Genomic DNA, 14,858 nt, shown 5'->3' with positions numbered 1-14,858 from the left:
TGCGAGCCGCTCATGCGTTCACCCCCTTCATCCCCTCGGCGGTATAGCGCTCCCCCGCCACCGGCAGGGTCCGGATGGCCTGTCCCAGGGCCCCTAGCTCCGCAGGCGTGAGGCGCACCGAGAGGGCGCCGAGGTTATCCGCCAGGTGGGTCAGGCGCCGGGTGCCGGGGATGGGCACTATCCCCTCCCATTGCGCCAGCAGCCAGGCCAGGGCTATCTGCGCCGCCGAGCATCCCTTCTGCTGCGCCAGGGCCATGACCGCCTGCACCAGGGTGCGGTTGGTGGCGAGGTTGTCCCCCTGAAACCGCGGCAGGCCGGCCCGAAAATCCCCCTCCTCGAACACCGCCTCCTGCTGGTAGCGCCCGGTCAGAAACCCGCGCCCCAGGGGGGAGTAGGCCACCAGACCAATTCCCAGCTCCCGGCAGGCGGGCAGCACCGCCGCCTCCACCTCCCGCGTCCAGAGGGAGTATTCGGTCTGCACGGCCGCCACCGGGTGCACGGCATGGGCGCGCCTCAGGGTGGCCTCGCTCACCTCGCACAGACCGATGCGGGCTATCTTGCCCTCCTGCACCAGCTGCGCCAGCCCGGCCATGGTCTCCTCGACGGGATGGGCCGGATCGAGGCGGTGCACATAGTAGAGATCGATCTGCTCGATGCCGAGGCGGCGCAGGGAGCCCTCGCAGCTCTGGCGCGCATAGCGGGCGCTGTTGTCGAGGGTACGCCTGTACTCCCCGTGCTGGCGCACGATGCCGAACTTGGTGGCGACCTTCACCTGCCCCCGCCGGGTCGCGAGAAAACGCCCGATCAGCGCCTCGTTGTGGTGGGGGCCGTACATGTCGGCGGTGTCGAGCAGGTCGATGCCCCGCTCCACCGCCTCCGCCAGCACCCGCAAGGACGTCTCATCGTCCCGCGGCCCGTAGAATTCGCTCATCCCCATGCAGCCCAGCCCCAGGGCAGAGACCTGCAGGTTGGCTCCCAGTGTTCGTCGTTGCATCGCATTTTCTCCCTGACAAGTTGCAGGGGAGTATGGTCTTCCGAAAATGAATGAGATATAGAGATAACTGGCAACCTATCTTCCGATTATGGAAAAATCATGCACGATCTCCTGCTCTGGGACGACGCCCGCGTCTTCCTGGCCATCGCCCGCAGCGGCACCCTGAGCGGTGCCGCCCACGCCCTTCGCATGGGAGTGGCCACCGTCTCCCGGCGCCTGGACAGGCTGGAGGCGGCCCTCGGCCTGCCCCTGTTCAGCCGCCACCAGCAGGGCTATCGCCTGACCGACGACGGGGAGGCCCTGCTTGAGCGAGCCGAGGCGCTGGAACATGCGGGACTGGCCTTTGGCGAGGCGGGGCAGTTGCAGGGACAGGTGGCCGGCACAGTGCGCCTCGCCACCGCCGAGAACCTGGCCAATCCCCTCATCATCCCCTCACTGCCGACGCTCTTTGCCCAGCACCCCGAGCTGAGGGTGGAGCTGGTCACCGGGGTGCAGACGGTGAACCTGCACCGGCGCGATGCCGATCTCGCGGTGCGCATGGTCAAGCCCGATGCCGGCCACCTCACCCTGCGGCGCCTGGGCACCCTGGGCTTTGGCCTCTACGGGACCGGCGCCTACCTGGATGCCCGCAGCCCCGGGGTGGATGCCGCCAGCTTCGATCAGGATGACTTCATCGGCTGGAACGAAACCCAGAGCCACCTGCCCGCCGCCAGATGGATGACCCGCATGCTGCGCGGCCGCCCCTGTCGGGTGGAGACCGGCACCCTGGCGGCCCAGCTCGCCGCCGCCCAGGCCGGTCTGGGGCTCGCGGTGCTGCCCCACTACCTCGCCCGCCAGACGGATCTGGTCTGCCTGCTGCCGGAGCTCGGGGTGGATCAGCCCATCTGGCTGGTGCTCCACAGCGATCTCGCCCACTCCCGGCGGGTGCGGGCCGTGGCGGATCACCTCATCGCCCTGTTCGAGCGCGCCCGTACCGCCCTGCACCCCTTCTCGGGCGACCCCAGATAGAGGGGCCGGGTCGCATCGGGGCAAAACAAAAGGGAGCTCAAAGACTCCCTTTTATCTGCGCAGCATGGTGTGCGCGGCCTCTTCGGCGTTGTGCCTGCGGCGGGGTCACGACTCCCGGCGCCAGTGGTAGCGCCGCTCCGGGCGGCCACGCTGGCCGTAGTTGAGCTCCACATCCAGCCGATCTTCTGACTCCAGAAACTCCAGGTAACGGCGGGCCGTAGTGCGACTCAGGGAGAGGCGCAGGGCCACGGTGTCGGTGGAGAAGGTGTTGTCCGGCTCCCCCGCCAGCAGGTCCAGCACCTGGCGCAGGGTGATGGCGTCGATCCCCTTGGGGGTTTCCCGCGCCTCCCGCCCCTGGTTGCGCGCCTTGCCCATCAGGCGGTCCAGATCGCTCTGGGCCAGCTCCCCCGGCTCGCACAGGCGGCGATGCAGGACCAGGATCTCCTCCAGGCTCTGCTGGATGCGAAACAGCCGCAGCGGCTTGATGACGTAATCCTGGACTCCCAGGTTGAGGGCCTGCTGTATGGTCTCCACGTCGCAGGAGGCGGTCACCATCATCACCATCACCTCCCGGTTGTGGCTGCGCAGCCGGCTCACCCACTCCAGGCCCGAGCCATCGGGCAGGGAGATGTCGACCATCAGCAAGCGGGGCTCGCTCCCCGCCATCAGGCGATCCGCCTCGGCCAGGGTGCCGGCCCGCCCCATCAGGGAGAACCCGGCCGTGGAGGAGACCAGCTCCCCCAACATGGCGCCTATCCGCTCGTCATCCTCGATAATCAGCGTGAAGATTGGCTTCATGACTTACACCAATTGGTTTTTATTCAAATAGATACCGAACAGGGTCGTCTGCTCGGCGGTGCGGCGCCATTCTATCACGCCCCCCCGCCTGGCCACCGTCTTCTTGACCAGGAAGAGGCCGACCCCGTGATCCCCGGTCTGGCGGCTGACACCGTAGTCGAACAGGTGATCCGCCAGCGCCTCGTCCACCCCCTCGCCACTGTCCTCCACCTCGATCACCAGCCGCCGCCCCAGATCATCGAGGGAGAGCAGCACCCTGGGCGCGGCGTGCTCGCGGTTCCCCCAGGCGGCGCGAATGCCGTTGTCCAGCAGGTTGCCGATGCAGGTGATGAGATCCGCCGACACCTCGGCCGGATACTCCCCGAGGGCCGACCCCGCATCCAGCACCAGCTCCACCCCCAGCTCCCGCGCCCGGCTGAACTTGCCGAGGATGAGCCCGGCCACCGGCTTGTTCTCGATGACCCGCAGCAGATCCTGCAACATGTTCTGGCAGGCTTCGTTCTCCTGCTGGATGAGGTCTACCGCCTGATCCACGTGGCCGAGCTGGAGCAGGCCGGAGAGGCTGCTGAGCTTGTTGGCGAATTCATGGGTCTGGATGCGCAGCATCTCGCCGTACTGGCGCAGGTGGGTCACCTGCATGCCCAGGCTGCCGGTGCCGTCTGGCCGGCTGAAGATGAGCATGCGCCCCGGCTCGCGACCGCTGAGCTCCTGCCAGTGGCCGACGAAGTCATCCCCCTGCACGGTGAACCTGACCGCTCCCCCTTGCTGCAACGTGGGCACGAGGCCGGGGGCCAGCTCCGCCAGGGAGCGGCCCAGCAGGGCGTGGCGCCCGGTGCCGGGCAGTCGCAACTGATAGAAGGCGGCGCTGTTGAGCATGGTGATCCTGTGCTGGTTGTCCAGGGCCACAATCCCCTCCGAGATCCCCTCCAGCACCAGATCCTGCTGGGCGAAGCGATTGGCGATGGTCTCCGGCTCCAGATCCAGCAGGGTGCGGCGCAGCAGGTGCTGCACCCAGAGCGCCAGCAGCAGACCGCACCCCAGCACCGCTGCGATGGCACCGACCAGCAGGGCGATCCGCTCCTGATAGGTGCCCTCCACGGTGCGCATCAGATAACCCACCGCCACCGCGCCGATGGCCTGGCCATCGGGCCCCACCACGGGAGCGAAGCAGCGGATGGCGGGGCCCAGGGTGCCCACGTCCCGGGAGCAGTAGCTCTCGCGCGACTGGAGTGCAGGCCAGATGTCCTCCCCCCGGAAGGTCTGGCCCACCAGCTCGGGTGAGGGGTGGCTCAGGCGCCTGGCATGTTCGTCGGTCACCACCATGTAGGCGGCATCGGTGCGGCTGCAGATCCCCTGCACATAATCCCGCAGCCCGGGATCGCTCCCCTTCTCCAGGGCCTGGACCACCCGGCTGTCCGCCGCCAGCACCCGGGCCAGATCGCTCCCCTTCTCCTTCAGGTTGTTCTCCAGCAGGTGGCGCATGAAGAGGGCGAGCAGACAGCCCAGGATCAGGATCAGCAGCAGTGACAAGCCAAGCGAGAGGGTGACTAGCTGGTGGCGCAGTTTCATCGTTCAACCTTGCAGCGGACGGGGAAGCCCAGGGTGAGGGTGTCCCCCGGCCGGGTCAATGGCCAGCCTGGCGCACCTCAAAGGTGGCCACTCTAACGCCTCCTCCGGCCGTTGTCGGTTAGCTGGCCCGCAAAGCCATATAAAAACTTAAACACCACGGCCCGGGCAAAAAACCTGAACGTGAGCTGTATCACACTATTTACTTAGCCTGCGAAATAAATATAATGCTTCGCAAGCTAAGTAATTGAGGTGCCCGTCATGAAAAAGGATCTGGAGATGTTGCGAGAACTCTCCCTCGCCGAGCAGCTGGGGCGATTGCACCGGCTCTGGCGCACCGTGGCCGATCTCGAGCTGGCACCTCTGGGGCTCACCCATCCCCGCTGGACCGCCCTGTGGAAACTCAGCCGCCTCGGCGGCCACCTCAGCCAGAAGACCTTGGCCGAGGCCCTGGAGATAGAGCTCCCCTCCCTGATGCGGACCCTGGGTCAGCTCGAGGAGCAGGGGCTGATCGAGCGCCATTGTTGCAGCCAGGACAAGCGGGCCCGCATCGTCACCCTGACCCCGGCGGGCAAGGCGCTGCTCGATCAGATCGAGGGCCGCATCATCGCCGTGCGCCGGGAGCTGCTCACCGGCATCAGCCAGCAGGAGCTGGCCCAGTTTGAAGACATTGTGCACCGCATCTCCGCCAACGCCCTTGGCAAGATAGCCGCACAGCATGAAGAGAGAGAATAAGATGACACCGGATCAACAATTCAAGCGCTGGATAAAGTGGGCCATCGTCTGCTTCGTCCTGGTGTTTGGCTACTTTCTGCTGGCCGACATCAAGATGCCCCTGACCCCCCAGGCCATGGCCACCCGGGTCGTCACCCGGATGGCCCCCCAGGTCAGCGGCAAGGTGGTCGAAGTCGCCGTCGCCAACAACCAGCACGTCAAGCAGGGGGATCTGCTGTTCGCCCTCGACCCGGAACCCTTCCAGCTCGCCGTGGATCAGGCCAGGCTCGCCCTGGATCAGGCCAGGCAGCAGAACCGCCAGCTGGACGCGACCCTGACCGCCTATGAGGCGGAGTACAGCTCGCTGCGCACCCAGGCCGACCAGAAACAGCGGGAAGCGGCGCGCATCGACGCCCTCTACCGCCGTCACATGGTCTCTGAACAGCAGAAAGATGACGCCGACAGCGCCGCCCGCACCGCCCGTGCCAACCTGCTCGGCAGCCAGGCCCGGGTAGAGCAGGCCCGCGTTAACCGCGGCTTGCCAGGGGAAGACAACCTGCTGCTGCGCCAGGCCCGCAACCGCCTCGCCCAGGCCGAGCTCAACCTCGCCTACAGCCGGGTTCATGCGAGCCAGGACGGCATCATCACCAACCTGCAGCTCAAGCCTGGCAGCGTGGCCAATGCAGGCTCCCCCCTGCTGGCCCTGGTCTCCGAGCAGGTGGACGTGATCGCCGATTTTCGCGAGAAGAGCCTGCGCCACGTCAGCGCCGGCAGTCAGGCCCTCGTCGCCTTCGACGGCGAGCCCGGTCGCCTCTATCCGGCCCGCGTCGCCAGCCTGGATGCCGGGGTCAGTGCCGGCCAGTTTGACGCCAACGGCCAGCTTGCGAACCCCGTCGAGTCCGATCGCTGGGTGCGGGATGCCCAGCGCCTGCGCTTGCACCTGACCCTGGAGCAACTGCCCGCCCACCTGCCGGCCGGGGCTCGCGCCACGGTGCAGCTGCTGCCGGACAACACCCTGACCGGGCTGCTGGCCCGCGGCCAGATCCGTCTGCTCAGCCTGCTGCACTACATCTATTGAGATGATGACCATGAACCTGTGGCACAGACCCCTCACCCCCAACGAACTGCGCCAGTGTCTGCGCATCGCCTTTGGCTGCACCCTGGGGTTTGTGCTGTGCAAGATCTTCGGCTGGAGCAACGGGGTCTTCTTCACCGTCACCCCGGTGCTGCTGCTCGGCCTGGTGCCGGTGATGAACGGTCACGCCGCCCGCCAGCTCATCGCCTCCGCCGCCATGTGCGGTCTGGAAGTGGGACTGCTCGGCGGCCTGTTTGGCGGCCACCCGGGGCTCATGACCCCCCTGGTCTTTTTGCTCTTCCTCTACCGTTTCGCCGCCATGTCCCGGGGCAGCCTGTTCCTGTTCGGTGCCAACGGGGTGCTCAGCCTCAGCATCATGCTGCACTTTGCCAGCTACCCCGGGATTGATCTGAACGACCTCATCTTCAGCAACCTCTGGGCCAGCGTCCTGTCGGTGCTCATCGCCTATCTGATGACGGCCCTCATTCCGGATGTGGAGGAGCGCCCCAGGCCGGCCCCCTCCCCCAAGGCGCCGCACCGGATGCGCCACGAAGCCCTGCTGGGGGCGTCCATCGCGACCCTCTCGTTCCTGGTGTTCCAGATCTTCGATCTGCGCGACTCCATGTCCGCCCAGGCCACCACCCTGCTGCTGCTCTTCCCCATGCACTGGAACGGCGCCCTGGACTATGCCCGCAAGCGGGCCATGGGCACCCTGCTGGGGGTGAGTTTCGGCATCCTGGGGCAACTGGTGCTCTATGACTGGTCCGGCTTGCTGCTGCTGGTGACCCCGGTGCTCTGGCTCGGTGCCATGCTGTTCAGCTATGCCCATGTGAAGGAGGCGAGCGGCTCCGGAGTCGGCTTCGGTGCCCTCACCACCCTCGGCATCCTGTTCGGCCAGTACCTGACCCCGGGCAACGACCTGGTGTTCAGCGCCCTCTATCGGGTGAGCAGCATCCTCTTTGCCATCGTGGTCACACTGCTCGCCTGCTACCTCATCCACCGGCTGCTCAATCGCTTCGAGGCGACACGGTTCGGCCACTGACCCTTTTCTGCAGCCATTGGATGGCTCCCTTTCGCCCCGCTTGCCTGCCGGGGCGTTTTTTTGCCTGCCCCACGGACCAGAGGGAGACGGACGCATCCCGACGCAGGGCTCCCGCCACGAGGTTGCAGTTGTGCCTCATCCTGTTAGGCTCAAGGCCATATGACACCGTTGTGAGGATCAAACATGAAACACGCCAAGCTCTTTCTACTGGGGGCGGGCGCCATCACCCTGCTCGGCGGCTGCGATCTGGGCAGCGGCAAGCTGGGAGTGACCGGCGGCGATCCCGTCACCTATCTGTGTGAACAGAACCAGAAAGTGCAGGTTCGCTACTTCTCCCTCTCGGACGAGAGCCTGAACTTCGTCAAGCTCTCCCTCCCCGATGGCAAGGATTACACCCTGCCCCAGGCGGTTTCCGCCTCCGGCGCCCGCTATACCGACGATCACGAGGTGGTCTGGTGGAACAAGGGCAAGGAGGGGTTCGTCGAGATGCGTGATGACGCCGGGGAGTGGCAGAGCCGCTACAACGACTGCAAGGAGCAGTGATCCGCGCCGTCATGGCACACAGCCCACACGAAACACCCCGGCCTGGCCGGGGTGTTTGTCATTTCACTTCCACTTCAAATCGGGCCACAACCCGAGCCGGAATGGCTTGCTGATTCTGCTCCGATGGCCGGTAGCGCAGCTGCGCCAGCCCGGAGATGGCGATGAGATCCAGCACGCCGGGAGGCTGGGACTCCAGTACCTCTGGGCTGAACAGCGTGCCATTGGAATCGATGAGGTAGCGAAGGGTCACATACCCCTTGACCGGCCTCTTCGCCGGCAGCCCCCCGACCGGGTTAAAACTGATGGCATCCCCCACCAGCACCCAGTATTCGGGCAGCGTTTCCCAGGTGACATCCACCGGAGGCTGATTCAGCTTGGCGGTGGGGCTGGCACAGCTCCCGAGCAGGGCCAGGGCGGCCCACAGAAACAACCCTTTCACTCGCACTCGGCATTCCCTCTTCGTTGTATCGCTCGACTCCATGAGCGACGCGCCAGTGTCAGGCAAAGGGGCTCATCCGGGAAGCCCCTATCTGGCAGGCAAAAAAAAGCCAACCCCGGAGGGTTGGCCTTGTGACTTGTCACGACTCAGGCGCGCTTGTCGCTTACCACCAGCCAGAGGGCATGAACCATGCCGGGCAGACCGCCCAGCAGGGTCAGCACTATGTTGATGAGGAAATGGAGGCTGAAGCCTACCTGGATAAAGGCGCAGACCGGGGGGAGAAAGATGGCCAGCAGGATCTTGAGCAGATTGTTCATCGGGATTCCTCGTGTAAACAGCGCTTGGGGTTGGCCTAACCATAAACACCCAAGGCCTCAACTGCAAACCAGACAGGGGATCCGCTCTCCTCCTTTCCGCCAGGCGTTGAGGTCGTGAACCATCTGGTTGCTGCTGCCGCGCCAGAGCAGACCGGGATCCGCCAGGGCCTTCTCGAACCTGCCATCCACCAGCACGTCCAGCAAGGCCACCAGCTCCCGCTGGGCCGGGCTGAGATCGGCCAGCAGATAGCCGGTCCAGCACCAGATGTCCTTGCCGGGGCACTCGGCCCGCACCCGCTTCACCAGCGCCAGCACATGCGGCACGTTGGCGGGGTGGAGCGGATCGCCGCCGGAGAGCGACAGTCCGCGCCGCTTGATGCGGCTGTCGTTGAGATCGTGAATGATACGATCGCTCATCGCCTCATCGAACGGCTTGCCCCCATCGAGCCGCCAGGTGCTCTGGTTGTAGCAGCCGGGACACTGGTGCTCGCAACCCGACACGAACAAGGTGGCGCGGGTGCCTGGGCCGTTGATCACATCGACCGGGTAGTACTGGTGGTAGTGCATTCGAGTTCTCTGGGTTAACGGCCAACCCCCTCCCAACCTCCCCCTTCGAAAGGGGGAGGAGCTTCTTTGCCCCCCCTGCCAAGGGGAGGGCTGGGGTGGGGTCTGCTCGCTTACATATGCTTGACGCGGCGTTTGACCTCTTCCTGCTTGCCCGCGTTGAAGGGGCGCGCATCCGGGCTGCCGAGATAGCCGCACACCCGGCGGGTCACCGACACCTTGGCCGGGTCGTGGTTGCCGCAGCGCGGGCAGGTGAAGCCCTTGGAGGTGCACTCGAACTCGCCGGTGAAGCCGCAGTCGTAGCACTCGTCGATGGGGGTGTTGGTGCCGTAGTAGGGCACCTTGTCATAGCTGTAGTCCCAGACGTTCTCCAGCGCCTCCAGGTTGTGCTGGATGTTGGGGTACTCGCCGTAGCAGATGAAGCCGCCGCTGGCGATGGGCGGATAGGGCGCCTCGAAGTCCAGCTTGTCGTAGGGGTTCACCTGCTTCTCCACGTCCAGGTGGAAGCTGTTGGTGTAGTAGCCCTTGTCGGTCACCCCGGCCACCACGCCAAACTCCTTGGCGTCGATGCGGCAGAAACGGGTGCAGAGGTTCTCGCTCGGGGTGGAGTAGAGGCTGAAGCCGTAGCCGGTCTCCTCCTTCCACTCGTCGGTGGCCGCCTTGAGCCGCGCGATGATGGCGATGGCCTTCTGGCGCAGGGTCTCGCTGTCGAACAGGTGGACGTCTGTGCCATAGAGGGCGTTGATGGTCTCGTGTACCCCGATGTAACCCAGCGAAATGGAGGCGCGGCCATGTTTGAAGATCTCGCTGATGTTGTCATCGGCCTTGAGGCGCACCCCGCAGGCCCCCTCCATGTAGAGGATGGGGGCGACCCGGGCCTTGACCCCGTCGAGGCGCTTGATGCGGTACATGAGCGCTGTCTTGGCCACCCGCAGGGCGGCGTCCAGCTTGTCCCAGAAGTCCGCTTCATCGCGGGATTTCAGGGCAATGCGCGGCAGGTTGAGGCTCACGACCCCCAAGTTGTTGCGCCCTTCGTGGACCAGCTCGCCATTCTCTTCAAAGGCACCGAGGAAGGAGCGGCACCCCATGGGGGTCTTGAAGGAGCCGGTCACCTTGACCACCTGGTCGTGGTTGAGGATGTCCGGGTACATCCGCTTGGAGGCGCACTCCAGAGCCAGCTGCTTGATGTCGTAGTTGGGATCCCCCTGCTTGTGGTTCAGGCCATCCTTGATGGCGAACACCAGTTTCGGGAAGACGGCGGTCTTCCTGTTCTTGCCAAGGCCGGCGATGCGGTTGCCAAGGATGGCGCGCTGGATGAGGCGCGATTCCCAACTGTCCCCCAGGCCAAAGCCGAAGGTGACAAACGGCGTCTGACCGTTGGCGGTGTGCAGGGTATTGACCTCGTATTCGAGGGACTGGAAGGCGTCGTGGCACTCCTTCTCGGTGCGGGCCATGGCATAGGCATCCACGTCCCTGATCCCCCACTCCTCGGCCACCTCCCGGTGCTTGTGCCAGCTGATGGTCACATAGGGTGCCAGCACTTCGTCGATGCGGTTGATGGTGGTGCCGCCATAGATATGGCTCGCCACCTGGGCGATGATCTGGGCGGTCACCGCAGTGGCGGTGCTGATGGATTTGGGAGTGTCTATCTCCGCGTTGCCCATCTTGAAGCCGTGGGTCAGCATCCCCTGCAGATCGATCAGCATGCAGTTGAACATGGGGAAGAAGGGGGAGTAGTCGAGATCGTGGAAGTGCAGGTCGCCGCTCTCGTGGGCCTGCACCACGTCACGGGGCAGCATGTGACTGATGGCGTAATGCTTGGCGACGATGCCCGCCAGCAGGTCACGCTGGGTCGGGATCACCTTGGAGTCCTTGTTGGCGTTCTCGTTGAGCAGGGCCGCGTTGGTCTGCTCCACCAGGCCGCGGATCTCCTGGGCCAGGCGACCCCGGGCCTCGCGAGCCTGATCACGGTCGTGACGGTATTCGATGTAGGCACGGGCGATGGCCTTGTCGTCGGAGGCCATCAGGTGGTTCTCGACCCGGTTCTGGATCTCGTGGATGTCTACCTCCCCTCGCCCCTCCAGCTCCTGGCTGACGGCGGCGGCAATGCGCTCGGCCAGCGCCGGACTGGCCTGATTGACCGCGGCCGCAGCCCGGCTGACCGCATCGCGGATCAGTTGGCCATTGAATGGTGCACGACATCCATCGCGTTTGATCACTACCGGTTTCATCGATTTTCCCCGTATTGAAAGACCTGGTGGCCACCCTCGGCTCACCCTCGTTGAGTCCCCTTCTCCACGCCCGTCCCCGGCGCAAACAAGGTCAGCCAAGGCTTGAAACACCTGGGCTGACACTGAGAGGGCGACCACTTATGCACAGCTTTATAATACTATATATGGGTGTTTTTTTTATGCTTGCCCCTATATGTGGGGTCTATTAGGCACCAAAGCGGTACCCTGTTTCTTGATCCAGAACAGGTTTTGGAAGGAGTGGGGCAGTTCACGACCAGCGCCAAAAGGCGCTCTTTTTGCTCACCCCAGACGGGATGCGGGCTCCCGCCCGGCAAGGGATAAAAAGAGAGGGGCACGCCTTCCGACAACAATTGACCGAGGCGCCAAAGAGCGGGAGAGCACATACTGGGGAACAGTCTGTCCCTTGCGGAAAACACACGTGACCAAGGTCTTGCTCCTGCTCTCCCTCCTCTCCCTCCTCTCCCTCCCGCTGCTGGCCGCCGATATCCTGGTGATCAGCAGCTATCACCAGAGCAACCAGTGGGATCAGAGCTACAGTGCCGGCCTCGAGCAGCACCTCAAGCAGGCGCATCACCTCGGCTATCTCTATCTGGACACCAAGCGCCAGCCCGGCCAGACCCGTGACGAACTACTCGCCAAGGGAATGGCCGCCTACCGGGCCCACCAGCCGGCGCTGGTGATCCTGGGGGATGACAACGCCATCAACGCCCTCGCCCGACCCATCGCCGCCCGGGGAACGCCCGTGGTGTTTCTCGGGATGAACGAGAATCCGCGCCCCAAGGGGCTGGTCGGCCACCCCCTGATCACCGGCGTACTGGAACGCCCCCTGCTCAAGCGCAGCATCAGCGAGATGAGTCAGTTGATGGGAGGGCTTGAGCGTGCCCTGGTGCTGTTTGACGAAAGCGAGGTGTCCCGCACCGCCGTCGCCCACGAGTTCAAGGGGCGAGGCGAGCTGACGATAGGCCAGACCCAGGTCAGCAGCCGCCAGTTCACCGACTACGGACGCTGGCAGGAGGCAGTGCTCGCCAGCCGGGAAAATGGCTATCAGGCGCTCTTCCTCGGCCTCTACCACACCCTCACCGACGCGCAGGGCCAACATGTGAGCGAGCAGCAAGTGCTGGCATGGACCAGTGCCAACAGCCCGGTGCCACTGTTCTGCTTCTGGGCCTTTGCGGTGGGCAGGGGAGCCGCCATCGGCGGTCTGGTGCTCGACGGCCACAGCCAGGGAGAGAGAGCCGCCGAACTGGCCAATGCCATCCTCTCGGGCACGGCGCCCGGCGCCCTCTCCCCCCGCGCCGCATCCCGCGGGGAATATCTGTTCAGCAAGAGTGAACTGGCACGCTGGCACCTGACGGCTCCCGATGCCTGGCAGGACAAGGTGAGCTACGTCGAGTGAGCCCACCAACGACAAACCCGGCCAGTGGGCCGGGTTTGTCTGCTCAAACGTGCATCCTCAGGGCTGAATGGCCGCCTGCAACTCGGCTTCGGTCCAGATGGTGATCCCCAGCTCCTGGGCCTTGGCGAGCTTGGATCCCGCCGCCTCGCCGGCCACCAGCACATCGGTCTTGGCCGACACCGAGCCCGCCACCTTGGCCCCCAGGGCCTGCAGCGCCGACTTGGCGTCATTGCGGGACAGGGTGGTGAGAGTGCCGGTCAGCACGAAGGTCTTGCCGGCAAAGGGCTGCTCGGTGGCGGCTTTCTTCTCGATGACCGGCCAGTGGATGCCGGCGGCCAGCAGGGCCTCCAGCACCTCTATGTTGTGGGGCTGGCGCAGGAAGTAGTAGACGTGCTTGGCCACTATGTCCCCCACGTCGGGTACCTCGAGCAGCTGCTCCACCGAGGCGGCGCGCAAGGCTTCCAGGGTGAGGAAGTGGTTGGCGAGGTTGAGCGCCGTCGCCTCCCCCACCTCGCGGATCCCCAGGGCGAACAGGAAGCGCGGCAGCGTGGTGCTGCGCGCCTTGTCGATGGCCGCCACCAGATTGAGGGCGGACTTTTGCCCCATTCGCTCCAGACCGGCCAGCTGGATGGCGTTGAGGCCGAACAGGTCGGCCGGGGTCTTCACCAGCCCCTTGTCCACCAGCTGCTCCACTATCTTGTCGCCGAGGCCGTCCACGTCCATGGCGCGCCGCGCCGCGAAGTGCTTGATCGCCTCCTTGCGCTGGGCCTCGCAGAACAGGCCGCCGGAGCAACGGGTCACCGCCTCCCCCTCCAGCCGCTCCAGGGCGGAGCCGCACACAGGGCACTGGCTGGGGAAGAGGATAGCGCGGGCATCCGCCGGGCGCTGCGCCTCCACCACCGCCACGATCTGCGGGATCACGTCCCCGGCCCGGCGCACGATCACGGTGTCGCCGATCATGACGCCGAGGCGCTCGATCTCGTCGGCATTGTGCAGGGTGGCGTTGGAGACGGTGACGCCGCCGACGAACACGGGCTTGAGTTTGGCCACCGGGGTCACGGCGCCGGTGCGGCCCACCTGGAACTCGACGTTCTCAAGCAGGGTCATCTCCTCCTGGGCCGGGAACTTGTGGGCGGTGGCCCAGCGCGGGGCCCGCGCCACGAAGCCGAGCTCCTCCTGCAGGGGGATGGCATCCACCTTGTAGACCACGCCGTCGATTTCGTAGGGCAGATCGCCACGGCGGGCCAGGATGTCGTCGTGGAATACCTGGCAGCCGGCGGCGCCCTCTTTCAGCTTCACATCGGGGCTAAGTGGCAGGCCCCAGACTTTCAGCTGGTTGAGGCGCTCGAAGTGGGAGTCCCCCAGTTGCTCGCCGCCTACCCCGACGCCATAGGCATAGAAGCTCAGGGGGCGGCTCGCGGTGATGCGCGAGTCGAGCTGGCGCAGGCTGCCGGCGGCGGCGTTGCGCGGGTTGACGAACACCTTCTCCCCCGCCGCCAGCGCCTTGGCATTCATCGCCTCGAACCCGGCCCTGGGCATGAAGACCTCCCCCCTCACCTCCAAACGGGCAGGCCAGCCCTCGCCCCGCAGGGCGAGCGGTATGGCCTTGATGGTGCGCACGTTCTCGGTGATCTCCTCTCCCGTGGCGCCATCTCCCCGGGTGGCGGCCTGCACCAGCTGGCCGTCCACGTAGAGCAGGCTCACCGCCAGACCGTCCAGCTTGGGTTCGCAGCAGAAGGTGAAAGTCACCTCCCGCTTGAGGCGATCACGCATGCGCTGCTCGAAGGCAAGCAGCTCCTCGTCGCTGAACACGTTGTCCAGGCTCAGCATGGGGATCTCGTGGCGCACCTGCTTGAAGGCGGTCAGCGGCTGGCCTCCCACCCGCACGCTCGGCGAGGCCGGGGTCTTCAGCTCGGGATGCTCGGCCTCCAGCGCGATCAGCTCGCGCATCAGGCGGTCGTATTCGGCGTCCGGCACGGTCGGATCGTCCAGCACATAGTACTGGTGGCCGTACTCGGTCAGCAGCTCACACAGTTGACGGTGGCGGGAAAGGATATCGCTCATGGGGAAGTCTCGGACTGTGATTGAAGTAGGCAGGGTAAGAATACAAACAAAAATGCGGTACCTGGGTACCGCACTTTTCATTCATT

Annotated in this window: 14 protein-coding genes; 6 read left to right on the top strand and 8 right to left on the bottom strand. The window is 65.3% G+C overall.

What is annotated here, in order from left to right; genetic code table 11:
* Positions 1-10: 10 nt before the first annotated feature.
* Entirely contained in the window at positions 11-994 is a 984-nt protein-coding gene (locus C2U30_RS20795; protein WP_103244449.1) for an aldo/keto reductase, read from the bottom strand.
* A 99-nt stretch (positions 995-1,093) separates the two neighbouring features.
* Here C2U30_RS20795 and C2U30_RS20790 point away from each other — a divergent pair, with 99 nt between their 5' ends.
* Positions 1,094-2,002: a LysR family transcriptional regulator gene (locus tag C2U30_RS20790; RefSeq protein ID WP_103244448.1), complete on the top strand. Its 909-nt coding sequence runs from the start codon at positions 1,094-1,096 to the stop codon at positions 2,000-2,002.
* Positions 2,003-2,107: 105 nt separating this feature from the next.
* Here C2U30_RS20790 and C2U30_RS20785 read toward each other — a convergent pair whose 3' ends face one another.
* A complete protein-coding gene (locus C2U30_RS20785) occupies positions 2,108-2,800 on the bottom strand; it encodes a response regulator (RefSeq protein ID WP_039039279.1) in 693 nt (230 codons plus the stop codon).
* Positions 2,801-2,803: 3 nt separating this feature from the next.
* Positions 2,804-4,369, bottom strand: a complete 1,566-nt coding sequence (locus tag C2U30_RS20780; protein WP_041213369.1) for an ATP-binding protein — start codon at positions 4,367-4,369, stop codon at positions 2,804-2,806.
* 258 nt (positions 4,370-4,627) lie between these two features.
* Between C2U30_RS20780 and slyA the strand changes: the two genes are divergently transcribed.
* The 4 genes from slyA to C2U30_RS20760 all read left to right on the top strand — a co-directional run bounded on the left by slyA (position 4,628) and on the right by C2U30_RS20760 (position 7,740).
* Positions 4,628-5,101 (top strand): transcriptional regulator SlyA, encoded by a 474-nt coding sequence (gene slyA, locus C2U30_RS20775; RefSeq protein ID WP_010673459.1) that lies wholly within the window; start codon positions 4,628-4,630, stop codon positions 5,099-5,101.
* Position 5,102: 1 nt separating this feature from the next.
* Entirely contained in the window at positions 5,103-6,158 is a 1,056-nt protein-coding gene (locus C2U30_RS20770) for an HlyD family secretion protein (protein ID WP_010673458.1), read from the top strand.
* A 10-nt stretch (positions 6,159-6,168) separates the two neighbouring features.
* On the top strand, positions 6,169-7,197 hold the full coding sequence (locus C2U30_RS20765) for a DUF2955 domain-containing protein (RefSeq protein ID WP_010673457.1): 1,029 nt from the start codon (positions 6,169-6,171) through the stop codon (positions 7,195-7,197).
* 183 nt (positions 7,198-7,380) lie between these two features.
* Entirely contained in the window at positions 7,381-7,740 is a 360-nt protein-coding gene (locus C2U30_RS20760; protein ID WP_010673456.1) for an MliC family protein, read from the top strand.
* A gap of 58 nt (positions 7,741-7,798) precedes the next feature.
* On the opposite strand, the gene C2U30_RS20755 is transcribed toward C2U30_RS20760, so the two are convergent.
* The 4 genes from C2U30_RS20755 to nrdD all read right to left on the bottom strand — a co-directional run bounded on the left by C2U30_RS20755 (position 7,799) and on the right by nrdD (position 11,291).
* A complete protein-coding gene (locus tag C2U30_RS20755; protein WP_103244447.1) occupies positions 7,799-8,179 on the bottom strand; it encodes an energy transducer TonB in 381 nt (126 codons plus the stop codon).
* Positions 8,180-8,325: 146 nt separating this feature from the next.
* Complete coding sequence (locus C2U30_RS20750) at positions 8,326-8,496, bottom strand: YqaE/Pmp3 family membrane protein (RefSeq protein ID WP_010673454.1); 171 nt, start codon at positions 8,494-8,496, stop codon at positions 8,326-8,328.
* 57 nt (positions 8,497-8,553) lie between these two features.
* Complete coding sequence (gene nrdG / locus C2U30_RS20745) at positions 8,554-9,063, bottom strand: anaerobic ribonucleoside-triphosphate reductase-activating protein (RefSeq protein WP_010673453.1); 510 nt, start codon at positions 9,061-9,063, stop codon at positions 8,554-8,556.
* Positions 9,064-9,173: 110 nt separating this feature from the next.
* On the bottom strand, positions 9,174-11,291 hold the full coding sequence (gene nrdD, locus C2U30_RS20740; protein WP_041213375.1) for an anaerobic ribonucleoside-triphosphate reductase: 2,118 nt from the start codon (positions 11,289-11,291) through the stop codon (positions 9,174-9,176).
* A gap of 439 nt (positions 11,292-11,730) precedes the next feature.
* On the opposite strand from nrdD, the gene C2U30_RS20735 reads away from it, so the two are divergent.
* Positions 11,731-12,708: an ABC transporter substrate-binding protein gene (locus C2U30_RS20735; RefSeq protein WP_103244446.1), complete on the top strand. Its 978-nt coding sequence runs from the start codon at positions 11,731-11,733 to the stop codon at positions 12,706-12,708.
* A gap of 57 nt (positions 12,709-12,765) precedes the next feature.
* On the opposite strand, the gene ligA is transcribed toward C2U30_RS20735, so the two are convergent.
* Positions 12,766-14,772: an NAD-dependent DNA ligase LigA gene (gene ligA / locus C2U30_RS20730; protein ID WP_103244445.1), complete on the bottom strand. Its 2,007-nt coding sequence runs from the start codon at positions 14,770-14,772 to the stop codon at positions 12,766-12,768.
* Positions 14,773-14,858 lie beyond the last annotated feature (86 nt).

This window comes from Aeromonas sp. ASNIH5, from assembly GCF_002902865.1.
Lineage (GTDB): Bacteria > Pseudomonadota > Gammaproteobacteria > Enterobacterales > Aeromonadaceae > Aeromonas > Aeromonas caviae.
This window is presented reverse-complemented; position numbering and strand designations above follow the sequence as displayed.